The 21,840-nt window shown below is 63.7% G+C and carries 17 protein-coding genes; 7 read left to right on the forward strand and 10 right to left on the reverse strand.

The window, feature by feature from the left end; translation table 11 throughout:
• Positions 1 to 6: 6 nt before the first annotated feature.
• A complete protein-coding gene (locus SR3_RS11230; RefSeq protein WP_068085425.1) occupies positions 7 to 1,335 on the reverse strand; it encodes an aminomethyltransferase family protein in 1,329 nt (442 codons plus the stop codon).
• A 285-nt stretch (positions 1,336 to 1,620) separates the two neighbouring features.
• Here SR3_RS11230 and SR3_RS11235 point away from each other — a divergent pair, with 285 nt between their 5' ends.
• From SR3_RS11235 to SR3_RS31275, 3 genes are read left to right on the forward strand one after another with little or no spacing between them, the layout of a single operon-like run.
• Complete coding sequence (locus tag SR3_RS11235) at positions 1,621 to 2,475, forward strand: methylenetetrahydrofolate reductase (protein ID WP_068085428.1); 855 nt, start codon at positions 1,621 to 1,623, stop codon at positions 2,473 to 2,475.
• 38 nt (positions 2,476 to 2,513) lie between these two features.
• Positions 2,514 to 3,365: a formyltetrahydrofolate deformylase gene (gene purU, locus SR3_RS11240; protein WP_068085432.1), complete on the forward strand. Its 852-nt coding sequence runs from the start codon at positions 2,514 to 2,516 to the stop codon at positions 3,363 to 3,365.
• Between the two features lie 3 nt (positions 3,366 to 3,368).
• Positions 3,369 to 3,533 (forward strand): hypothetical protein, encoded by a 165-nt coding sequence (locus SR3_RS31275; protein ID WP_157098793.1) that lies wholly within the window; start codon positions 3,369 to 3,371, stop codon positions 3,531 to 3,533.
• Between the two features lie 71 nt (positions 3,534 to 3,604).
• Here the strand turns inward: SR3_RS31275 and SR3_RS11245 are convergent, their stop codons facing one another.
• From SR3_RS11245 to SR3_RS11255, 3 genes are all read right to left on the reverse strand, one after another.
• The gene (locus SR3_RS11245) at positions 3,605 to 4,597 is read right to left on the reverse strand and encodes an MBL fold metallo-hydrolase (RefSeq protein ID WP_068085435.1); all 993 of its coding nucleotides are present in this window, start codon (positions 4,595 to 4,597) and stop codon (positions 3,605 to 3,607) included.
• Positions 4,594 to 5,916, reverse strand: a complete 1,323-nt coding sequence (locus SR3_RS11250) for an aminomethyltransferase family protein (protein ID WP_068085438.1) — start codon at positions 5,914 to 5,916, stop codon at positions 4,594 to 4,596. The genes SR3_RS11245 and SR3_RS11250 overlap by 4 nt, the downstream gene beginning before the upstream one ends.
• A gap of 82 nt (positions 5,917 to 5,998) precedes the next feature.
• Positions 5,999 to 8,212 (reverse strand): TonB-dependent receptor, encoded by a 2,214-nt coding sequence (locus SR3_RS11255; RefSeq protein WP_068085440.1) that lies wholly within the window; start codon positions 8,210 to 8,212, stop codon positions 5,999 to 6,001.
• Between the two features lie 400 nt (positions 8,213 to 8,612).
• Between SR3_RS11255 and SR3_RS11260 the strand changes: the two genes are divergently transcribed.
• Positions 8,613 to 9,689 carry an aromatic ring-hydroxylating dioxygenase subunit alpha gene (locus SR3_RS11260; RefSeq protein WP_068085443.1) on the forward strand — a complete coding sequence of 359 codons (1,077 nt, stop codon included), beginning with the start codon at positions 8,613 to 8,615 and terminating at the stop codon, positions 9,687 to 9,689.
• Positions 9,690 to 9,735: 46 nt separating this feature from the next.
• On the opposite strand, the gene SR3_RS11265 is transcribed toward SR3_RS11260, so the two are convergent.
• From SR3_RS11265 to SR3_RS11285, 5 genes are all read right to left on the reverse strand, one after another.
• Positions 9,736 to 11,238 carry a carbohydrate porin gene (locus SR3_RS11265; RefSeq protein ID WP_157098794.1) on the reverse strand — a complete coding sequence of 501 codons (1,503 nt, stop codon included), beginning with the start codon at positions 11,236 to 11,238 and terminating at the stop codon, positions 9,736 to 9,738.
• Between the two features lie 381 nt (positions 11,239 to 11,619).
• The gene (locus tag SR3_RS11270; protein ID WP_068085449.1) at positions 11,620 to 14,472 is read right to left on the reverse strand and encodes a TonB-dependent receptor domain-containing protein; all 2,853 of its coding nucleotides are present in this window, start codon (positions 14,470 to 14,472) and stop codon (positions 11,620 to 11,622) included.
• 95 nt (positions 14,473 to 14,567) lie between these two features.
• On the reverse strand, positions 14,568 to 15,566 hold the full coding sequence (locus SR3_RS11275) for a DODA-type extradiol aromatic ring-opening family dioxygenase (protein WP_068085451.1): 999 nt from the start codon (positions 15,564 to 15,566) through the stop codon (positions 14,568 to 14,570).
• A 38-nt stretch (positions 15,567 to 15,604) separates the two neighbouring features.
• Positions 15,605 to 16,867: an MFS transporter gene (locus tag SR3_RS11280; RefSeq protein ID WP_068085455.1), complete on the reverse strand. Its 1,263-nt coding sequence runs from the start codon at positions 16,865 to 16,867 to the stop codon at positions 15,605 to 15,607.
• 100 nt (positions 16,868 to 16,967) lie between these two features.
• Positions 16,968 to 17,585, reverse strand: coding sequence for a heme-binding protein (locus tag SR3_RS11285; protein WP_169805614.1), 618 nt, complete (start codon positions 17,583 to 17,585; stop codon positions 16,968 to 16,970).
• A gap of 225 nt (positions 17,586 to 17,810) precedes the next feature.
• Between SR3_RS11285 and SR3_RS31830 the strand changes: the two genes are divergently transcribed.
• On the forward strand, positions 17,811 to 18,236 hold the full coding sequence (locus SR3_RS31830; RefSeq protein ID WP_281198722.1) for a cupin domain-containing protein: 426 nt from the start codon (positions 17,811 to 17,813) through the stop codon (positions 18,234 to 18,236).
• 4 nt (positions 18,237 to 18,240) lie between these two features.
• Here the strand turns inward: SR3_RS31830 and SR3_RS11295 are convergent, their stop codons facing one another.
• Positions 18,241 to 19,122, reverse strand: a complete 882-nt coding sequence (locus tag SR3_RS11295) for a LysR family transcriptional regulator (RefSeq protein ID WP_068085464.1) — start codon at positions 19,120 to 19,122, stop codon at positions 18,241 to 18,243.
• 339 nt (positions 19,123 to 19,461) lie between these two features.
• On the opposite strand from SR3_RS11295, the gene SR3_RS11300 reads away from it, so the two are divergent.
• Complete coding sequence (locus tag SR3_RS11300; RefSeq protein WP_068085468.1) at positions 19,462 to 20,823, forward strand: aminomethyltransferase family protein; 1,362 nt, start codon at positions 19,462 to 19,464, stop codon at positions 20,821 to 20,823.
• 146 nt (positions 20,824 to 20,969) lie between these two features.
• Positions 20,970 to 21,839: a methylenetetrahydrofolate reductase gene (locus SR3_RS11305; RefSeq protein ID WP_068085555.1), complete on the forward strand. Its 870-nt coding sequence runs from the start codon at positions 20,970 to 20,972 to the stop codon at positions 21,837 to 21,839.
• The last annotated feature ends 1 nt before the right edge of the window (position 21,840 follow it).

Consider the following 21,840-nt stretch of genomic DNA (forward strand, 5'->3'; position numbering starts at 1 on the left):
GTGGCCTCAGTCCTTGCGATACTCGTGGCGCGCATGCTCATTGTAGGGCGAGGGCGCGACGGTGACCTTCAGCCGCTGGAAGCCGAAATCGCCCTTGGCATCATGGCCCGGGCCGGGATGCTCACCCCAGACGAAATCGAGCTGCGTGCCCGGCGCGGCAAACTCCTTGTCCACCAGACCAAGCGACAGGATCTTGTTCAACGGCCCGATCAGCCCGGTCTGGAAGACCATGCCCACCAGCTTGCCGTCCTTCTCGATGCGATAGCGGCCATAGGTGTTCATATAGTCCGGCTGGCCGAAGACGCGCAGCACATCGACTTCATCGAAAACGAAGGTGACCTTGCGGCGGGGGTAATCCACCTTGACCTTTTCCAGAGCCTCGCGCCCCAGATAGTCATGGTTGAAGCTGATCGACTTGCCATAGCCCAGCTCGAAGGGCGAGACATAGTAATCCTCGATGTCGTCCGAATAGAAGCTGCCATGCAGCGGCTTCTGCCCTTCATAGGAAAAGACGCTGAGCCATTCGCGATAGGGCTTCAGATCGGCATCGGTGAAGATGCCCGGCGTGGGGGTGGGAATCCAGCCGCTTTCGATGCCATTGGTGTAATAGGCCTTGCCACCGACATGGACGAGGCCGAATTCCTCGCCCGCCTTCAGGATGGCTTCCTTGACCGCCACGGCGTCTTTCCAGTCGCCGATGAATTCATAGCCGGGCATGCCCGCCATGCCATGGCGAAAGGCGCGGAATTTCGAACCGTTCAGCTCAACGGGCGTGGAGTGAAAGAATTTGGTGGAAGGCAGCGGACCATCGAACAGTTTTTCCGCCAGCTTCATCGCCAGCGGGCCCTGAATCTGATAGCGGAAGACAATCGGAGAGCCTTCCTTGCGCAGCCCGGAATCGGGATCGACCGTCATCACCACATCGTAATTGCCGGTCTCGCCCTGATAGCGAATCCATGACTGCGAGGCGGGCACGCCCGAAAGATTGAAGCGCTCTTCGGCGTCGCGCATCAGAATGCCATCGGTGATGAGGTTGCCGCGCGCCGTGACCGGTACGAACTGCTTGGCCTGCCCCACCACGAAATTCTCGTAATTGTTGGCGCTGTAGTCTTTCAGCAGCCGCAGCGCATCGGGGCCCTCGATCCACAGATCCCACATATGATGCGACAGATCGCTCAACGCCACGCCATCGCGCCAGGCCAACTGCTCCTCGCGCCAGCCGACATATTCGGGCTGGATCACCGGCACCTCCCAGGCCTTGGCGTTGGGCTTCCAGACCAGCGCCATCGGCGAACCGGCATCCTCCATGGCCTGTTGCAGGCTCTTGGGCTTCATCGGGCATTCCTTTCCGCAATTCGTGCTCAGCCGCATGTGCCACGGCCTGCCCGAGACGTAGCAAGCAGCCCCCCTGCCGATATATGCCCTCTTTTCGCGCAACATTGTCGCGACTTTGGCGACAAAGAGCAGCCTTGCCCGGTCATCAAGGACTTGCACGCCTTCCCGACAGGCACACACCCGGCCTTATGCCGACTGTCACAACATTGTTGCGGGATCGGTTGCTACTCAGCGGACCCGGTCGGTGGCAGGCAGGCTTCATCCTGTTCATAAAGCGACCCCATCATGCATGATCTCATCTCACTCTTCGAGGATTACAGCCTCGAAACAACGGCCAGGGATGCCCCTGCCGTCAACACCCTGCCCCTTGGCCTGCCGCGCCCGGCGCAGGTCTTCGTGCCCTGGCTGCCGGATGAGCACGATGATGCCCGCATTGCCGCCTGCCGCGCCGTCCGCGCGCAGGGGCTGGAGCCGGTGCCCCATCTTTCGGCCCGGCGGATAGCCAGCGTGGATCAGCTTGACCGGCTGCTGGGCGCCTTGCGGGCGCAGGCGCAGGTCTCCTCGCTCTTTCTGATTGCAGGCGATCTGGCACAGCCCTCCGGCCCCTTCGAGCACAGCCTTGCGGTGATCGAAACCGGGCTGCTGGAACGCCATGGCTTCACACATGTCGGCATTGCGGGCCATCCCGACGACCATCCCGATGTCGCCGAGCCCATCCTCTGGGACGCGATGCTGGCCAAGATTGCCGCCCTGCGCGCGCGGGGCCTCGATACGCAGGTGGTCACGCAATTCTCCTTCGATGCCGCGCGGGTGCTGGGCTGGCTTCAGGAAGTGCGCGAGCGCGGGGTCGATGTGCCGGTACGCATCGGCATTCCTGGCCCGGCAGGCATCAAGACGCTGCTGGGCTTTGCACGGCGCTGCGGGGTCAGCGCCTCGGGCAGCGCGCTGGCCAAATATGGCCTGTCGCTCAGCCGCTTGATCGGCAGCGCCGGGCCGGACCGCTTTCTTGGCGAGCTGATCGCGGGCCTCAATGCGATGGAGGCCGGAACCGTCCGGCTGCATGTCTTCCCCTTCGGCGGCTTCTACAAATTCGGCGACTGGATGGCCAAGGCCACCAGCGCCGCCCCCATCAACGCCTGATCCCACTTTCAAAAAATCATAAAATCTGGAGAGATCCTTTGGCTCAGTCCTTTACTCTGGTCGTCAGCTGTCCCGATCGGCCCGGCATCGTGCATGGCGTTGCGGGGGCGATCTTCACCCATGGCGGCAACATTCTGGAATCGCGCCAGTTCGACGACCGCGAAACCGGCCGCTTCTTCCTGCGCCTGATGTTCGAGATGAGCGAAGACCCGCAAGGCCTGCACGGCGCGATGGCGCAGCTGGCCGCAGACTTCGCCATGGACTGGCAGCTTGTGCCCACCGGAGAGAGGATCAAGACGCTGATCCTCGTGTCAGGCTTCGACCACTGCCTGGGCTATCTGCTCTACAAGACCCGCATGGGCGAGCTGCCGATGGAGATCGTGGGCATCGCCTCCAACCATCCGGCCAGCGCCATGACGGTCAGCACCATCGGCGACATCCCCTTCCACCATCTGCCGATCACCCGGGACACCAAACCCCAGCAGGAGGCCCAAATCAAGGCGCTGGTGGATGAAACCGGCGCGCAGCTGGTGATCCTGGCGCGCTATATGCAGATCCTGTCCGACGATCTGGCGGCGTTTCTTTCGGGCCGCTGCATCAACATTCATCACAGCTTTCTGCCCAGCTTCAAGGGCGCCAAGCCCTATCATCAGGCGCATGCGCGCGGGGTGAAAATGATCGGCGCGACAGCCCATTACGTCACCGCAGACCTCGATGAAGGCCCGATCATCCATCAGGCCGCCGAAGCGGTCAGCCATGAAGACACGCCCGAGGATCTGGTGCGCAAGGGCCGCGAGATCGAGAGCCGCGTGCTGGGCCGCGCGGTAGGCTGGCACCTCAACCGGCGGGTCTTCCTCAATGGCGGCAAGACGATCGTCTTCGGGAACTGAGCCATGGCCCGCATCCTGAGAGGCGACGAACTGGCCCGGCGGCTGGATGATGATCTGCGCGCCTGCATCACCGCCATCCAAGCAGCAGGAGGCCCCACCCCCACGCTGGCGGCGGTGCCGGTGGGGGGATGCTTCGACCAGCCACATCTATGTCCGGCGCAAACATAAGGCCGCTCAGGCGGTGGGCATCCGCTCACTCGAACACCGGCTGGAGGCTTCGCCAGCGCAGCGCAGGCGCCTTAGCCCAGCGGGATCACATCCAGATCCTTGCCCGCCACGATCCGTCCTTTGAAGACGCGGCCCAGCGCGGCCGCCAGCGCCTGCGGATCGAAGTTGCGCCCGGCCACGAAATGGGTGAGGACCAGGGTCTTCACCCCCGCCTCCTGCGCCAGGGCGCCCAGCTTTTCGGGCGTGAGATGCTGGAACTCCATATGCGCCATCAGCGTCTCGAGCGCGGGCCCTTGCGTCCCCACCGCCACCAGCCCGGCGCGGATGCTGGGCAGATCGACGATCTCGGAGACCAGCACATCGGCGCCATGGCAAAACTGCGTCAGGGGCGCGGAAGGACCGGTGTCTCCGGTGAAGACCACGCTGCCATAGGGCGTGTCGAAGCGATAGGCATAGGATTTGTCGGCGCCATAGTCGTGCGGCGCGCTGTGGATCTGGGCGTAATGCGTGTTGGCCACGGCGCTGATCCGCACGCCATGGTCCTCCATCAGCACCTGCGGCGTGGAGACATCGCATTCCCGCACCGGATAGAGGCTGGCGAGCGGCGGGCGCCCCGGCGCCTGCGGGCGGAAGATGTCCTCGCCAATGCCCACCGCCGCCAGCGTGGCATCCACCAGCTTGCGCGTGCCCGGCGGGCCCCAGATCGGCATGGGTTTGTTCCGCCCAAGCATCCAGCCGCTGGCCAGCAGATAATCGAGCCCCAGCGTATGGTCCCAATGCAGATGGGTCAGCAGCGTCAGATCGACCTGCGAGGGCGGCGTGCCCGCCCGCGCCAGTTGCTGGCCGACATTCTCCCCCGCGTCTATCAAATAGCGCCTGCCGTCCACCTCAAGCAGGCTGGCGGGCTGGCTGCGGTCGAGATGCGGGGGCGGGCCGCCCGCCGTGCCCAGCAGGGTGATCCGCGCACCTTTGGCGGCAGGTACACCCTGCGCCCAGCCACGCATCGGGAAGGTTACGGCGGCGGCTCCAGCAAGGCGCAGCAAATGGCGGCGGGCAAGCTTCATGCATTCGCTCCGGCGGTGAGGTCGACTGACTGGTTGCGCCCCTCCTGCAGATAGGGAAAGCGGGCGACGCGGGCGCGTACCGGCTTGATACGCCCGCCATGGTCGCCCCACAGCACCGTCACCTCGGCGCCGATCCGCGCCTGCGCGAGATCGATGGTCGCATGGCTGAGCACCTTGCGGAAATGATAGCTGTAGACCGTGCCCGAGGAGATCCCCACCGGCACATCCCCCGCCAGCACATGATCGGCATGGCCGCACAGACCGCGATTGGCGGGAGAAACCGGGATTTCGAGATATTTGTACTCGGACCCCTCGCGGAAAAGCGAGGCGTAGACGTCGATCACATCGCGCTCGTCCCATTCCAGCGTGACAACGGTGCGCCTGGAATCGGCCAGTTCGGCCTCCAGCGCGGCGCGACCGGTGAAATCATGATCGAGACGGATCGATTTTTCCCAACCCACCTCGATGGGCGTGCGGCAGCGGGCGCGAAAATCAGCCGGATCAATGCTGCCCGCCATGATCGGATCGGGGAAGCGATAGGGCAGCTTGGCCATAAAGGCCCGCCAGCCTTCGTCCTGATGCATCGCCGAGGAAAAAGTCCAGAACTGCTGCGGGAAGCCGCCCTCGACATGGTTGACCTGAAAGGTCTGCCAGCCCAGCCGCTCCAGCCCATGGGGCTCTCCGGCCTGCACGATGGCGTCGTAAATCTCGGGGGCTTGCGCCATCGGGCCATGCAGCTCGAAGGCCAGCGTGCCCGCCATGCCCACGCGCATGATCTGCACCTTGTGGCCCTGCACGCTGGTCTGGCGATAGCGCAGGAAATTCACATCGCGCAGGCTTTCGCCCGTCGCCGCCTCCAGCGTGGCGAGAGCGGTGGGCCCGGCGATCTGGAACAGGAAATCGTCGCTCACCACCTGCTCGACATCGCCCGAGAAGCGGCTGAAGGCATAGGGGAACCACGGCCCGGCAACATAGAGCTTGAACGCTTCCGCCCCCAGCTTCTGCAGCACGCCATGCCCGGCGATCAGGCCCTGTTCCGTGCAGGCGATGCCATGCTTGGCGGCGCCCTCACGAAATTTGGCGAAACCGTTGATGAAGGTTTGCGCCAGAAACGCCTCTGCATCGGGGCCGCGATAGCTGATCTGGCCCATGCCGGAGAGGCCCGCATGGATGTAGCAACCCTGCTTCCACGACAGGCTCTCGGCCTTCCAGCCATTGTATTCCCATTGCCGCACAAAGCCGCCCGTCAGGCTGAAGAGGCCATATTGCGGGTAGAAGGGGATGGCGCTGGGGATCGTGAAAGGCGACCGGACTGTCATCACTCATCCTCATCCTGCAACAGCCTGCACCACGCTTCACCAGCGGATGGCGCAGGCTGATGGCTGGCCCGGTCCGGGCCGGTCAGTATTTGAAGCCGATGGTCACGCCATAGGTGCGGGGCGGCGCGGCGACCTCATTGTCGCCCACATCCAGCGCATTCTGCTGCTGGGTATAATAGGTGTTGGTGAGGTTCTTGCCCCAGCCACGGATGAAGAAGGCCTCATTACCCGGCTTCCACGTCAGCGAGGCGTCGAGCAGCGCATAACGCGCCTGATGCAGCCGGTTCTGCGGATCGGCATAGGAACCGCCGTTGAAATAGACGTTGCTCGACAGGTCCAGCTTGCCGCCGCCCACGGGCACCACATAGTCGAAGCCGCCGTTGAGCGTCACATCGGGCGCATTCTGCACATGCCGGCCCGAGGCGTTGCAGGGCGCGAAGACAGTGCCCGCATAATTGGTGCCCGCCACGCACTGGATCACCGAATTGCCGCCCACCGCATGGAAGAAGGGATTGGCGTTGCTTGCTGCATTGGGGATCGGCACCGACCAGAAGGGCGTGAGGAACCCGTCCTTGTAGCGGGCATGCAGCCAGCTGGCCCCGCCGTTCAGCGTCAGATGATCGTCCACCTTGATCTGCAGATCGGCGTCCAGACCATAGTTGATCGAGCCCGGCGCATTGTAGACATACAATTGCCCCTGAATGATCTGATTGGCCTGAAGGTTGCTGTAATCATAGTAAAAGCCCGAGACATTGAGCCGCACCCTGCGATCGAACAGATCGGTCTTCACCCCCGCCTCGAAAGCATCGACGGTTTCGGGTTGCAGGATCTGCGGCGGGAAGCTGTCGGGCTGGAACGAGCCGCTCTTGAAGCCGCGATTGTAGGAGGCATAGACCATGACTTCGCGCGAGAAGCGATGATCGATCGACAGGCGCCAGGTCAGCTTGGGGAAGGTCTTGCTGACCGGCGCGGGGTTCAGCGCCGTCACCGTGGGCACGCCGAAGAAGGGCGTGGTGGTGATGATCTGGCTCTCGACCATGTCGCGCTTGTCGGAGGTGTAGCGGATGCCCGCGGTCAGATTGGTGTTCTGCCCCAGCGTATAGGTGCCCTGCGCGAAGCCGGCGAAAGAGTTGAGCGTCTGGCGCACCTGCTGAGCAATATCCTCATTGGCGCAGGCATAGCCGCAGGCCAGCATGCCCTGCGTGTCGAGCGGGGCGTATTTGCCCTGCGACCACATGTAGAAACCGCCCAGCACCCATTTGAACGGGCCCTTGTCGGTGGAGAGCAGCTGCAGTTCCTGCGTAAACTGCTTGTCCTTCTGGATCTCGCTGAAGGTCAGCAGATTGGCCGGGGTCTGATCGGCATCAATGCGGGTGAAGAGTTGCGCGGCGCGATAGGCGCTGATGCTGACCAGCTGCATATGGTCGAAATCATGGGTGACGTTCAGCATGCCGCCGCCCTGCTTCGTCTTCACGATGGGATCGACATCGAGGTTGATGTCGCGCCTGCCGCCCGGCGTGGGCGTGCCCGCGATGGTCAGCCCCTGATAGGTGCGGATCGCCGGATCGCTGCGGCTGGAGAGCGCATAGTCGCCCGCCAGCGTGACCACGGTGCTGTCATCCTCGGACGCCCAGCGCAATTTGCCGCGCAGGCCATAATCCCAGCCCTTTTGCACATCGTGGCCGGTGTAGAGGTTCTTGCCGTAGCCTTTATCCTGCTCGTTGAAGACGCCGGCAAGGCTGGCGGTCAGCCCCTTGGCGAGGCCCCCGCTCAGATAGGCCGAACCGCCATAGCTGTTGTAATTGCCATAGGTCAGCTGCGCATTGGCATGCAGATCCTCGGTGGGTTTCAGCGTGGTGACCTGAATCACGCCACCCGTGGCGTTACGCCCGAACAGCGTGCCCTGCGGGCCCTTGAGCACATCGACCTGCTGCACATCGGCCAGCGCGAAGATCGCGCCGGTTGAGGAGCCGATATAGACCCCATCGACATAGGTCGCCACGGGGTTCTCGATGCCCGGACCGGTGGCGGTGGTGCCGATGCCGCGAATGCGCGGCTGGCCGAAACCGCCCAGATTGGTGTTGAAGGCCAGCGAAGGCGTCAGCTGCGCCAGTTCTGTGGTATCGGTGATGCCCGCGGTGGAAAGGCGCCCCATGCTGAGCGAGGTGATGGCGACAGGGACGTTTTGCGCCGTCTCGGAGCGCTTCTGCGCGGTCACGATGATATCGGCGAGGCCCTGGGTTGTCGGGGCCTGGCTGGCCGTCGGGGTGCCGGGCGCCGTCTGCGCGCACGTCATATCCGGCACAAGGGCATATCCAGCGGTCATGGATAGTGCGAGTGCAGCACAACAGCTGCGCAGGTTTGCACGCGAAGTCGCCATCAGATCTCCCTTTCGGATCACTTGTCCGGACCGGGATCACCAGAACCCGCCAGCATGATTCCATTTGTGAGATCGTGGTAGGCCAGCCGCGCTTGCGCCGCGATATCGGAAATTTGAACTACTCTATCACAAATACGTCCACAATCTGGCCGCGCGTCTCATCGCCGTGCGAAGCGGTTTCACCACGATTTGCACGATGCCGCGCAACAGTCCATCGCGGAAACGAAGCATTCCGCAAATCGGATCGCGGGCCTAACCTGCCCCGCAATGGCAGAGCTGAAACCGATCGACAGCCGCCCCGAGAGGACCATCCATCATGTCGATGAAAGCTGATTTCACCCAGGGCTTCGTGCGCGACCACTGGTATGCTGCCGCCTGGTCCGGCGAGGTCGGCGAAAAGCCCTTCGCCCGCCGCATTCTGAACGAACGCATCGTGCTGTTCCGCATGGCGGACGGCACGGTCGGCGCGCTGGAGGACCGCTGCCCGCATCGCCTCGCCCCGCTTTCGATGGGTGAATGCGCCGAGGGCGGGCTGCGTTGCGGCTATCATGGCATGGTCTTCAACGCCGAGGGCCAGTGCATCGGCATCCCCGGGCAGGACATCATTCCGCCCACCGCGCGCACCCGCGCCTATCCCGCGATCGAAACCTATGGCCTGATCTGGATCTGGACCGGTTCCGGAAAGCCCGATCACAGCCGTTTCCCTCATATCATGGGCTATGGCGAAGATGGCTGGGCGATGCTCGATGGCGGCTATCAGCATCATGCGGGCAATTACCGCATCGAGATCGAAAATCTGATGGACCCGGCCCACACCACCTTCCTTCACAAGGAAACCATCGGCAACAAGGCAGCCAAGGACGTTCCGGTGCATGTCGCGCAGGGCGACAAGGGCCTCACCGCCTTCCGCTGGATCGAGAATGTGCCGCCGACGCCGCTGGACCAGAAAAGCCACGATTTCGGGGAAGGTCGCGTCGACCGCCGCGTCGCTTTCAACTTCGAGCTGCCCGCCACCTCCTTTGTCGACATCGCCGTGATCCCCGCCGGGATGGAGCGCAGCGAGGACAATCTGATGCATGGCGGCATCCGCACCTTCAGCTACAAATTCCTCACGCCCGAAACCGATCGCTCGACCCATTTCTTCTGGCTGCACCTGCGCAACTACCGCAAGGGCGACCAGCAGCTGGACGCCATCCTGCGCGGCAATCTGGAAAAGACCTTCAACGAGGACAATGAGATGGTCGCCGCGATCCAGCGCGAGCAGGAAGAAACCGGGCTGCGCCAGCGCACCGCCATCGCGATCGACCGCGCGCCCATCATGGCCCTGCGCATGATCGACCGCATGATCTCCGCCGAGCAGGAGCAGAGCGATGTCGCAAAGGCCTCTGCCTGATCCTGCCCGCAGCGGGTTGCAATCCCGATGCGTCCGCTCTCCCGGACTAAAGGAAGGTGACCAGATTCAGCAGGCCATTCACCGCCGTGCCGATGTTCCGGTTGTAGACCGGATGCACCACCACGCTGATGCCCGGCTGGATGTAAAGGCCATGGGTGATGCGGAAGCTGTAGCTGCCCGTATAGGCCTGCGTCGTGGCGAAAGGCGTGAAGCCGCCAAGCGTGTTGGCCTCGCGGCCATCCCGGCCATAGCCGCTGATCGCCGCGACCAGCGACACCATGTCACCGGGCCGGCCGGCAAAGGGGCCGCGCATATAGGTGCGCAACTCGTAATAGCGGTTGATGAGGTCGACCTTGGCGGGTGCCGCATTGTAGGTGGCCCCCACATAGACGCCGCGCGCGGGGTGGTCGGCATCGGGCTGGGTCAACTGCCGGTCGATGGCGCCATAGGCGAAGTAATTGGCGTGCCGGCTCTTGTCGACAAAGGCCGTGTAGTCCGAACTGTTGTAGAGCCCGCCCGCACGCAGCCAGAAGGATTTGATGCCCGGCGCCGGCACGACGCGATAGCCCAGTTCCTGAATGACAAGGGGTCTTGCGCCCGGCGTGGTGAAGGCGAAGCCATCCGGATTGCTGTCCTGCTCGGTTGTCGAACCCCTGGGGCTGATGCTGCGCTGCAGGCCGGTGCGGGTGTAGAGATGGCTGGTCCAGTTGATGCGCGCGCTGAAGGTTGGGGCACCATACTGGCCATAGCTCATCCCCGCCTCGACCGGGATGCCCGCCTGCGGGCCCAGCGCGCCGCCCGACAGGCTGCCGCCCACCGACGTGCCCATATAGTCGGTCTGGTTGGCGATGATGCCCAGCTCCAGCTCGACCTTGCCGTGCAGGATCGGCTGATACCACGACAGGCCCTTCACCCGCACGCCGCGAATACCGTCGCGCGCCTGATAGCCGTTGGTCGTGCCGGTGATGATCGCCTGGAGCTGCCCGCCTGCCAGCGCATCGCTCACGCGGCCCAGATCATAGGTCAGCACGGCGGTATGATTGCCCGCCTGATAGGTCAGCTTCTGCCCATTGTAGAGCTGCGGGCCGGTCAGCCCCCTGCCCGCCTGGGCCATGTCATAGCCGACCAGATTGATGCTGTAGAAGGTCAGGCCGAAACCCGCCTTGGCCAGCGCGCTGCGCCAGCCCCCGGCGTCCTGATCCACCGTATCGTCGAAGGTGGGAACCGCCGTCACCCAGCCTTTCAGCACCAGCTTGTTGAGCTGTTTGAACTTGTCGCTTTCGGTCGCATCGGCCTGCGGCGCCGCGGCCTGACGGCTGGGCACGTCTCCCCCGGTCGTGGTGGGCGGGTTGGGTGCAGGCAACTGGCTGGGCGGTTGCGCGGGATCGGTCTGGGCATGGGCATGACCGACGAAACCCAGAACGGCCGCCGTGGTCGCCAGCCACAAGCTGAGACCGGACGCTGCGGAACGCCGCCCGATCAAACCACATGGCTTGGGGGCAGCCTTCGACCACGCGGCGTTGCCCGCGTTGATGGGGGGATATGTCACGAAAAACCTTTCCCTTTCGCGCGGTGTCTTTCCTTAAATCACCGGAAAGACACTCATGATGCGTCGGTTGCACCCGACGGCCTCGACCCGGCAGAGCATTATATTTGCTCGCTTATTCATGACTTTGATGTTTCCTGGCATCATCAAAGTCAATGGACGGGGTGCGCAATGGATCCGCTTCATGACCTTATCTATCGCATATGCAGCATATTGAATGATCGGCATGCAGGATCAAGACTTCCACAGCAGAACATCTTCGCAAGGCGTCGCGAATTCATCGCTTCCAACAGAGATGCTCTTCATGCCACAGGACAGAAGCGCAGCGACAACCGGCCACCGGATCGCGAAACAATCCGGTGGCCGGCCGCCTTATACCCTAGTTCAGAACTTCATCTTGACCCCCGCCGCAAAAGAACGCCCGCGCGGATCGTCACCCAAGGCGAAACCATCGCGCAGACCCGCACGCGTCCCGTTGCCGGAATAGGCGCCGATCGGCGGCGTGGCGTTGAACAGGTTCTGCACATTGACGAAATATTGCATGCGCCCGAAGCTGGCGTCGACATCCCAGGCTACATTGAGCGCGGTGGTGCCGAAAGCCGCCACATGGTTGTTCACGAAGACCTGCGTGGGGTCACCGCTCAGCTTCATGGCGTTGCGCCAGCGCTCCATGATGTCCACCGTGACGTGGTTGACCGGCTGGAAACGCGCCATCACCGAGACGCGCACCGAAGGCGATGCGCCCAGCCCGGTGGGACCGAAGGCCGCGCCGCCCTGATCGATGGTGGCCACATTGGGCTGCTGGTAATAGATATGCGGTTGCCAGGCGACCAGCGCGCGCAGCGAGGCCGGGCGGCTGAACAGGGTGGCCGCGTAATTGGTTTCGAAATCGACCCCCCAGGTCTCGATCTGCGAGATGTTGACGTTCTGCACGATCCAGGCCTGCACCGCATTGCTGGTGGCCGTGCTGGTGTAGCCGTTGGGGCGCACCTGCAGCGCGCAATAGGGCGAGGAGCCGCCGCTGGCGTAGCAGGCGTTCTGGAAGGCGGTGGTGGAACCGTCGATCTGGGTGATGGCGTTGGAGATCTTGATGTCATAGCCATCGATGGCGAAGCTGAGGCGCCGGGTGGGTTTGAACACCACGCCCGCCGTGAAGGAATTGCCGATCTCCGCCTTCAGATTGGGGTTGGAGGGGTTGATCGAGGGCACCGTGGGGCTGGTGTTCGTCAGCAGATCGGTGGGACGCACCGGCACAGAGGAGGTCGGCGCGAAGAGGTCGTAAAGGGTGGGCGCCCGGATATCGCGCGACTTTGTGCCCCGGAAGCGCAATTTGTCGGAGACCGCCCAGTCGAAGCCGATCTTCCAGGTCCAGTAATGGCCGCTGGTGTTGTAGCTGGTGGTGCGCGCCGCGCCATTGATGCTCAGCGATTTGGCGATGGCGCTGTCCTTCAGGATCGGCGCGTCGAACTCGCCCGCCACTTCCCACACCGTCTGGCTGACCGGCTGCAGCGACTGGCCGAACTGGAAATCGTTGAGCGCACCGCCAGCGGTGCAATTGTTGAAACGGATGCCGGTGCAATCGACCAGATTGGCCGGCGTGGAGCTGCTGCTGGAATGGAAGGACACCTTGCGCCATTCCGCCGAAAGCGCCGCATTGACCTCGCCCGCCCAGGTCGAGAAGGGCGATCCGCTGAAGCCGCCGGTGATGTCGTCCTGAATGGTGGTGGCCTTATAGTTCACCGTATCGGTGATGTAGGAGGCCGCCGCCGCCGAGACATTGCCCGGCCCGAAGACATTGATCGGCACGCAATTGTCGGCCAGGCCGGGGTTTGTCACCGTGACATTGCAGACGATCTTGCCGTTGCTGTTCACCGCATCCAGCGCATAACCCAGCTTCTGCCGGTTCACGTCATTGGCCAGATTGGTGTTCAGCTTGGAGAGGCCATGGGTGTAGTCGATGTTCCAGGTGATGCCATGGACCTTGCCCGAAAAACCGCCCGTAAAGATGAACTGCTGCGAATCCGCCGTGGCCTGCGCGCGCGGCACATCGCTCATCAACTCGCTCAGCGCGAAGGTGGGCGATGTGGCCGGGAACATTGCCTGCACGGCGGGCGAGAGGAAGGCATTGGTGCGGCTGATGTTCACATTGGTGAGCTGCGCCGTCTCGGCATAATTGGTGTTGGTCTTGAAGTTGCCCGAGGCCTGCACATAGGCATGAACATTGTCGGCCACATCATAGTCGAAGCGACCGAAGGCCTGATGCGCCCTCAATTTGGAAATCAGGCTGGAATCCCAATAGCCGCCGTCGCCGCCGACCTGAATCGCCGAGGTGCCCGTGGTGGCGCCATTGGTGAAAGGCACCGGCACGCCAGCCGCGTTGAACACCATCTTGTTGCCGCCGATGGTCGTCAGGCCTCCGAAGGGAAAACCCGCCTGTCGCAGATTGCTTTGCAGCACATAAGGGTTGGCGGCGGTGCCCGCGCCCGTCACCCCGACCTGGTTGAGCCATGGCCGGCTGGAGCGATTGTCGATCCCGCCCTCATAGCGGTATTCATAGCTCAGTTCGAGATGAGCGCGCTCGCCAAGCTTGCCGCCCCAGGCGAGGGAGGCATCGGTCTTGGGATCGTCGCCATATTGCGTGATGCCTTCGCTCGCCTCGGCGCGAAAGCCCAGCAGCTTGTGGTTGATGACATAGTTCACCACGCCGGAAATCGCGTCCGAACCATAGACCGCCGAGACGCCGCCCGTCACGATATCCACCCGTTCTACCAGCGCCTGCGGGATCACGTCCACATCCACCGCGCCGTTGAACAGCGTGGGCGCCACGCGCTTGCCGTCCATCAGCACCAGCGTGCGGGTGGTACCCAGATTGCGCAGGTTGAGCTGGTTGGCCGAGCCATTGCCGCCCGCCGCGCTGCCGATGGTGGTGGGATTGCTGCTCGACCCGCGCGAGCCGGAAAAGGCCGGAATGGTGTTGAGCGCATCGGCCAGCGTGGCGCCGGGCTGCACTTTGAGCAGATCGTCGGTGGAGACCACCGTCACCGGCATCGGGCTGGCGTTGCCGTTCTTGATGGTGCGCGATCCGGTGACGATGATGTCCTGATCGCTCGGCCGCACCGCCGACGCGCTGCCCGCGGCGGCCTGATCGGGCTGCGGCGCTGCCGTTTGGGCCAGCGCCGGCATGGCCCATGCCATGGCGCTGACGCCGCACAGCAAGATGCTGGAACGTGTTTTCATGATACTCTCCCTGTTTTTATCGAATGTCGGGGGCTTGCGCGATGGGCCCCTCCAGCCCCGGCCGCAGCGTCATGCGCCGCGGCCGGGCGAGGCCATCATTGCCCGGGTTGCCAATACATGAAGCCCATGCCCTCGCCGGTTCCGGCGGCGGTGCGCCAGCAAGGGACGTAATCCACCAGCGTCATCTGCGCCCCGGTGTGCTGAAGCGCCATCATCACGATGCTGTAGATCTTCACCTCCGACGTGCCGGACTGGTAATAGCTGTCCGGAATGGCGGCGAGGCCATCGTAATCATAGGCGGCCAGTTTGCTCATCACGTCGCGGTCGAACGCCTCGTCATTGACGAAATGCGACAGGCCGCCGCTGGCGATCACCGCCACACGGATGTCTTCCGGCCATGCCTCGATGGCCTCGCGCAGCACGCGGCCGAAGTCGATGCAGCGCTGCATCGAGGGCTGGGTCGGCGGATAGAACAGGTTGAACAGCACCGGCACATGCGGCGGCGGATTGTCCCCCATGATCTGGTGATAGACGAAGCTGTAGGCATGCGGCACGACCGGATAGTCAGCCTTCTGCTTCATCTGGCGCTCCATCCAGACGTTTTCGGGCCAGGCCTGAAGGTCGTTGAGGTCGAAACCCTCCTTCTGGAACGCCTTGATGAGATAGGTCGCCAGATCGGGATGGGCCTGATGGACGACATGATGATCGGGCGCATAGACGGCGCGCTGCGGCGGCCCGTTATGAACCTCCTGCCCGGTGTAGATGGTGATCGCGGGGCTTTGATCGGGCCAGATTTCCTTCTGATCCTTGCCCAGAATGATCGCCACATCGACCTTGGCACGGCGATAGGCCGCCGCCATCTCGTCGAGAGCCGCGCGGCAGCGCGTCGCGCGCTCGGTGCGCTCCTTGATGGTCAGGAAAGGCTCAAAAGCGGCGCCGCGCTCGGCCTCCAGCTCGGGATAGGTCCAGGTCTTGCCCTGAAACCAGAGTTCGGGATTGTTGCGATCACGCTCGCCATTGGTGAGCCAGTCCTCGGGCTTTTGCCCCAGCATCCCGCTATGGGGGACTGCCATGCCGAATACAATCTTGGCCATGATGTTTTGCCTATAGGTTTGAAGGATGTGAAAAAGGATCAGTCCGCAATGCTGGGAGCCCAGCGCGGCTGAAGCAGAAACAGCGTCGTCAGGGCGCCGATCAGGCAGAAGACCACGATCGCCAGCATCGGCAGCACATAGCTGCCCCCCACATGCAGCAACCAACCCGAAAGGCTGGCTGCCACACCGCCCGACAGGCTGGTGGCCACCTGCTGCACCCCGGTCACCAGACCCACGGCGGGGCGCGGGATCAGCGTCAGGCGACACAGCGCCAGATTGTTGGCCGTGGCCAGCCCCAGGAAGGAGAGCGAAAAGACGTTCCAGAACAGCGCCGCCTGAAGCGATTGCGCATAGGCGCCCAGCAGCACGGTGCAGGCCCCCAGAAATCCGGCGATCACGAAGCCCTTGCGCACCAGCACCGGATCGCCGCCGCGATCGATGATGCGATCCGCCGCCCAGCCCGCCACCACCGCCACCACCGCGATGCCCGCAAAGCTGAAGAAGGTGTAGAGCCCGGAATTGGCCAGGGAGAGCCCGCGCGCCTCGACCAGATAGGCCGGCATCCAGGTCATGCAATAGAAGGTGAAATAGCCGTAGCAGAAGGCGACGATCAGCGTGCCCCACACCATCGGGCTGGACAGAATGCCGCCCAGCGTCACTGCCGCAGCCTTGCGGCGGATTTCGGCCCGCGCCTCGGGCGGGGGCAGGTCGTTCTTCACCGCCAGCATCCAGGGCACCAGCCACAGCAGCCCCGCCGCCCCGGTGACGAAGAACATCACCCGCCAGTCATAGGTGACGATCAGCCAGGCCGCCATCGGCGCGCCGATGGCCGGGCCCAACTTGTTGCCCGCAGTGAAGATACCCACGGCGGTGCCGCTGTGGCTTTCGGGAAAATTGTCACGAATCCAGCGGTAACTCGCCGGGATCACCGCCGCCTCGGCCGCGCCGACAATGATGCGCATCACGATCAGCGCCGTCAGCGTGGAGATCGCGCCCGTGACGACCGTGGCCAGACACCACAGCGTGAAGCAGAGCGTATAGGGCGTCTTCACGCCATAGCGATCGACCAGCCAGCCCATCGGCATCTGCACCAGCCCATAGGACCAGAAGAACGCCGCATTGACCCAGCCGCGATCGAGATCGCCCAGTCCGAAATGCTTGATGAAGGGCTTTTCGGCCAGCGCCGAGGAAATGCTGGTGCGGTCGACATAAGCGATCAGCACGCCAAGCGTGAGCAGCAACAGCAAAGACCAGACCGCCGACGACACGCCAGCTGCCTCCGGGGCTTTGGCTGCCCGCATGTCTTGCCTCGCGGCATTGTCAAAGGCTTTTACCACCGCATCATTCCCATCGTCATCTGCTTGAATTGTTCCGCCCGGGCATCGTCCGTCCGGCGCATGCTTATCGTGCCTCCAGACTTGCAACCGCCGCGCGGGCACATGTCTCATCGAGGGTGAGATCGCCGCCTTGAAGGCTAGCGCCGGATACCGCGACAATACCGATCAGTTCACCGTGCCGGGTGACAGGTAATCCTCCTCCGCGCAGCACGCCGATGTCCGGATCGGCGGCGGCCTGCGCGGCCAGGGCCGGATCATGCGCCGCGCGGTTGGCGACATCGATGGAGGATTCGTGATAATGCGCGACGATGTTGGCCTTGGTCTGCGCGATCAGTTGCGAGCGAAAACCCGCGCCATCGCCCGAGAGCATCACCACCGGCCTGCCAAGAACATCGGCGATCAGCACGCTCACTTTTGCGCCTTGCTGCGCACAACGGGCCTGCGCGGCCTGCGCAGCAAGAATGGCGGGCGCGAGCGCGGGGGCCTCGCCGCGCGGCAGGTTTTTGGGCATGGCCGCGATGGTCGCGGCAAGCGAGGGCACCGTGCCGCCCGCGCTCTCGGCATGGCTGGCAGCACCGGCTGGCGCGGCATCGGGCGCGGATGACTGCGCCAGCTGCGCGCCCGCGCCCATCAATCCCAGCAGCAGAATGCCGCCCAGCGGCATGACTTGTTTCAACACCATCACATGTTCACTTTCCAGGGAATGTTGGCAGACGGCAGGCATGGCACATCCTTCCCGAAATCCCGTCCAAGCCCGGCAGAGCCCGCGCGAAACAGGGTTGAGATCATGCGCCACCTGGTCCAGACTCCGGCAAAGACCGGTCTGAACCGTCAGCACTCTATGTTGATTGACCGGCGCCGGTGTTATCCGGCTCTACCGTCGCACGATCAGCGAGATGTCATCGCCATGGTTGAAAATTCCTCTCTGTCGATTCGAGATATTATCGAAACATTCGCGATGGAGCGTCACCCCGTTTCAGGCTGGTATTGCCTGCACTACAGTGACAGCGAGACCATGGGCCGCGCGAAACTCTCCGCGATCTATTATCTTCTTGCCGGTGACGAACCGATGGCCCCGCACAAGAGTGACGCGGTCGAAGTCTGGAGTCATTTCATGGGCGCTCCGGCCGAATTCGTCATCACCAATGGCAGCCGGATGCAGCTCACCAGCACGCTGGGCCCCGAGCTGGCGGCAGGGCAGCGCCCCCAGATGGCGATCCCGGCCTATCTCTGGCAATCCTGCCGCAGCCTGGGCGCGTGGAGCCTGCTGGGCTGCACCGCCTCGCCCGGTTTCACGCCGCGCGCCGCCTTCATCATGGATGCGGAGGACTAACATCTCAAATGCCATGCTGCGCGAACCAGCCCTGCACAAAATCGAGCAGCAGCCTCACGCGGGTGGGAATGGAGCCGCCCGGCGCGACCGCCACATAGAGCATCTGGCCGAAGGGCACCCAGCCGGGCATCACCTCCACCAGATCGCCTTGCGCCAGATCCTCGCGCACCAGCGGCTCGGGCATGAGGGCCAGCCCCAGATCGCGGCGCGCGGCATCGCGCAGCGCGAAAAACGTGTTGGCGGAAAAGGTCGGCGCCGGCTGGAAGCGCTCCTCGCGGCCCTCTGCGGTGAACTGCCAGGTATGGTAATTGTATTGCACCAGCAGCTGATGATGCTGCAGATCGGCGGGGGCGGACAGCGCCGCCGCTTTATCCATATAGGCTTGCGAGGCACAGAGGCGATAGGGGATCTCGACAAGGCGCTTGGCGATGATCCGGCTGTCGGGAATCTGCCTTGTATGCAGCGCGATGTCGCAGCCCTGCTCCAGAAAGCCGTAAGCTGTCTGCGCCATGCCGCCCAGGATCAGCGTGGGGCGGATATCGGGATAGGCTTTCACGAAATCGACCAACAGATGGGTCGCGGTCGATTGCATCCACTTGGGCGCGAGAACCGATAGCTCGCCGCGCGCTTCCGAGGTCTGGACCGCAACCTGTTGATCCATCTCGGCAACGCGGGTGAGAATATCGTCGCAGAAATGGAAATAGCCCTGCCCGGTCTCAGTCAGCGCCAGAGACCGCGTGGTCCGGTTCATCAGCCTGACGCCAAGGTCATTTTCCAGAGCCTGAATGTTGCGGCTGACAATCGTGCGGGAGACGCCCAGCGCCTTCGCGGCAGCCCCAAGGCCACCGCGCTTCACCGATTCCACGAAGGATTCCATGGCCTTCATGCGGTCCAAGCCGCCTCTCCTCTTCACGCCGCATCCGCAGATGCAGTCCGGCTGTCATGCAGATCCGATGCCGCGAGACTAGGCCGCGTTTGCGCCAAGGGCAAATAAGGAACGCGTCCGATTGGATCATCTGACGCAAGATTAGATTGCGCAAAATGCGTCTTATCTGGGCCGCCCAGATTGATACATCGCTGTCACACGGCGCCGGCATTCGAACCCATATGGCAAACCCATTGGGATGTCCCTGCTGGCCAAGGCCCTGTTTCGCATCAGCCCTGCACCCCGTGCCGGGCGTACCGAAAAAGCGATCGCATCAGTTCCAAGGAAAGGACACGTCTCATGAATGCACCCCTCGGCGAAAGCCTGGAAGCGGCGATCAAGCGCGCCGGAAGCGCGGTCACCCTGCTGCGCGACAGCCAGCGCCGCGCCTTCTCGCATGGCACGGTTTCGGGCCAGTTCACCAACTGGCAGAGCGAGGTCAACTCCTGGCGCACGGGCGTGGGCTTCATGGACCAGTCGCACCATATGGTGGACCATTATATGAAGGGGCCCGATGCCTTCAAGCTGCTCAAATATCTGGCGGTCAACAGCTTCGAGGGCTTCACCCCCGGCATGGCCAAGCAGTTCGTCTGCTGCACGCCCGAGGGCTATTACCTCGGCGACTGCGTGCTCTTCTACCTTGAGGACGAGCTGTTCAACCTCGTGGGCCGCCCCACCGCGCTCGACTGGGTGCAGTATCATGTCGAGACCGGCAACTGGAACGTCACCACCGAGCGCGACCCGCAGTCGATGGACCGCGGTGGCCGTCCGCCGCTGGAATACCGCTATGAGGTGCAGGGCCCGCTGGCCGGCGCGCTGATGGAGAAGGTCACCGGTCAGCCCGTTCCCGATGTGAAGTTCTTCGGCATGTGCGATTTCACCATCGCCGGCCACCGCGTGCGCGCGCTGCGTCACGGCATGGCGGGCGCGGTCGGCTTCGAGATGTTCGGCCCCTGGTCGCAGGGCGATGCCGTGCGCGACGCCATCCTGAAGGCAGGCGAGGAATTCGGCCTGCTGCGCGTGGGCTCGATCGCCTATTCCACCGCCAATCTGGAATCCGGCTGGGTGCCCGGCCCCCTGCCCGCGATCTTCAGCCATGACAGCATGAAGGCCTATCGCGAATGGCTCCCCGCCAAGTCGGCGGGCAGTCTGGCGGGCAGCTTCGCCTCGGCCAACATCGAGGATTATTACGTCACCCCCTTCGATCTGGGCTATGACCGCATCGTCAAGTTCGACCATGATTTCGTGGGCCGCGAGGTGCTGGAAAAGATCGAGAAGCGCCGCAAGAAGGTGACGCTGGTGTGGGATGCCGACGATATGGCGCGCGTCGTCTCCTCGGCCTGGCGCGATGGCCCCAGGTACAAGCACTTCAACATGCCCAAGGCGCGTTATGGCCTCTATCAGATGGATGCCGTGCTGGTCGGCGGCAAGTCTGTGGGCATCTCGCTTGACTGCGGTTACATCGCCAATGAGCGCAAGATCGTCTCGCTGGCGGTGGTCGATCAGGATTTCACCGCGACCGACACCGAAGTCACCGTGCTGTGGGGCGAAAACCCGGTTTCCAAGAAGCCGCAGGTCGAGCCGCATGACCAGGCCGAGGTGAAGGCGCTGGTGGCCCCGGCCCCCTATGGCGCCCACGCCCGCAACACCTACCGCAAGTAAGAAGGACAGGCCGGAGGGCATCTTCCCTCCGGCCCCCTCCCAAAGACAGCCCCGCCCGCCCGCACACCATCGCGCGGACGGGAACGGCGAAGCCTGCGCGTGACGCGCCCCGGCACGATGATGCCCGAGTTCGAGGTGATCCCATGATGAGTCCGCCCCTGATCCAGCCTCCCCGCGACGATGCCCATCATGACGTCACCCAGGGCTATTCGATCGAGATCACCGCCAAGGATGTCGAGGCGCTGACCGCCGCCGCGCCGCTGATCCCGCCGCGCACCATCGTCGCCATCACCTTCCTGCCCAGCGAGGATGCTCAGGCACGCCTTGATGCGACCCGCGCGGTGCGCCTGCTGGGTTTTGTGCCCATGCCGCATTTCTCCGCCCGGCGCCTGACCTCCAACGATGATTTCGAGGGTTTCCTCAAGCGGCTGGTTGATGAATCCGGCGTGCGGCGCTGCTTTGTCGTCGCGGGCGATCCGCCCGAACCGGCGGGGCCCTTCGCCGACACAGCCTCGCTGATCGCCACGGGCGCTTTCGAGCGCGCCGGGGTGCGCACCGTGGGGCTGGCCGGCCATCCCGAAGGTCACCCGCATATGACCGGGGCGCAATGCCTGCAGGTGCTGGAGGAGAAATGCGCGGCGATCACGGCGCGCGGCATGAAGCCCGTCATCGTCACCCAGTTCGGCTTCGATGCCGAGCCCTTCCTGCGCTGGATCGAGACCTTGCGCGCGCGCGGCATCGATGCGCCGGTGCGCCTCGGCGTGCCCGGCCCGGCGGGCATCAAGACGCTGATGCGCTTTGCCGCGCGTTGCGGCGTGGGCGCCTCGGCCTCGGTGCTGGCGAAATATGGCATCTCGATCACAAGGCTGATCGGCACCGCCGGGCCCGACCGCATGCTCGAGGCGCTGTCGCACGGCCTGACGCCCGCCCATGGCGAGGTTCAGCTCCATTTCTATCCCTTTGGCGGGCTTGAAAAGACCGTCGCCTGGATCGCCGACTATCAGGCCCGCCCGTAAA

It is taken from the genome of Novosphingobium rosa NBRC 15208, assembly GCF_001598555.1.
GTDB classification, from domain to species: domain Bacteria; phylum Pseudomonadota; class Alphaproteobacteria; order Sphingomonadales; family Sphingomonadaceae; genus Novosphingobium; species Novosphingobium rosa.

What these genes read in the sequence shown, in the direction of transcription:
- SR3_RS31830 (WP_281198722.1), top strand. Translation starts at nt 17,811, where the DNA reads ATGGTTGAAAATTCCTCTCTGTCGATTCGAGATATTATCGAAACATTC.
- SR3_RS11285 (WP_169805614.1), bottom strand. Translation starts at nt 17,585, where the DNA reads ATGGTGTTGAAACAAGTCATGCCGCTGGGCGGCATTCTGCTGCTGGGA.
- SR3_RS11275 (WP_068085451.1), bottom strand. Translation starts at nt 15,566, where the DNA reads ATGGCCAAGATTGTATTCGGCATGGCAGTCCCCCATAGCGGGATGCTG.
- SR3_RS11295 (WP_068085464.1), bottom strand. Translation starts at nt 19,122, where the DNA reads ATGAAGGCCATGGAATCCTTCGTGGAATCGGTGAAGCGCGGTGGCCTT.
- SR3_RS11245 (WP_068085435.1), bottom strand. Translation starts at nt 4,597, where the DNA reads ATGAAGCTTGCCCGCCGCCATTTGCTGCGCCTTGCTGGAGCCGCCGCC.
- SR3_RS11280 (WP_068085455.1), bottom strand. Translation starts at nt 16,867, where the DNA reads ATGCGGGCAGCCAAAGCCCCGGAGGCAGCTGGCGTGTCGTCGGCGGTC.
- SR3_RS11305 (WP_068085555.1), top strand. Translation starts at nt 20,970, where the DNA reads ATGAGTCCGCCCCTGATCCAGCCTCCCCGCGACGATGCCCATCATGAC.
- SR3_RS11270 (WP_068085449.1), bottom strand. Translation starts at nt 14,472, where the DNA reads ATGAAAACACGTTCCAGCATCTTGCTGTGCGGCGTCAGCGCCATGGCA.
- SR3_RS11300 (WP_068085468.1), top strand. Translation starts at nt 19,462, where the DNA reads ATGAATGCACCCCTCGGCGAAAGCCTGGAAGCGGCGATCAAGCGCGCC.
- SR3_RS11255 (WP_068085440.1), bottom strand. Translation starts at nt 8,212, where the DNA reads ATGACGTGCGCGCAGACGGCGCCCGGCACCCCGACGGCCAGCCAGGCC.
- SR3_RS11230 (WP_068085425.1), bottom strand. Translation starts at nt 1,335, where the DNA reads ATGAAGCCCAAGAGCCTGCAACAGGCCATGGAGGATGCCGGTTCGCCG.
- SR3_RS11235 (WP_068085428.1), top strand. Translation starts at nt 1,621, where the DNA reads ATGCATGATCTCATCTCACTCTTCGAGGATTACAGCCTCGAAACAACG.
- SR3_RS11260 (WP_068085443.1), top strand. Translation starts at nt 8,613, where the DNA reads ATGTCGATGAAAGCTGATTTCACCCAGGGCTTCGTGCGCGACCACTGG.
- SR3_RS31275 (WP_157098793.1), top strand. Translation starts at nt 3,369, where the DNA reads ATGGCCCGCATCCTGAGAGGCGACGAACTGGCCCGGCGGCTGGATGAT.
- SR3_RS11250 (WP_068085438.1), bottom strand. Translation starts at nt 5,916, where the DNA reads ATGACAGTCCGGTCGCCTTTCACGATCCCCAGCGCCATCCCCTTCTAC.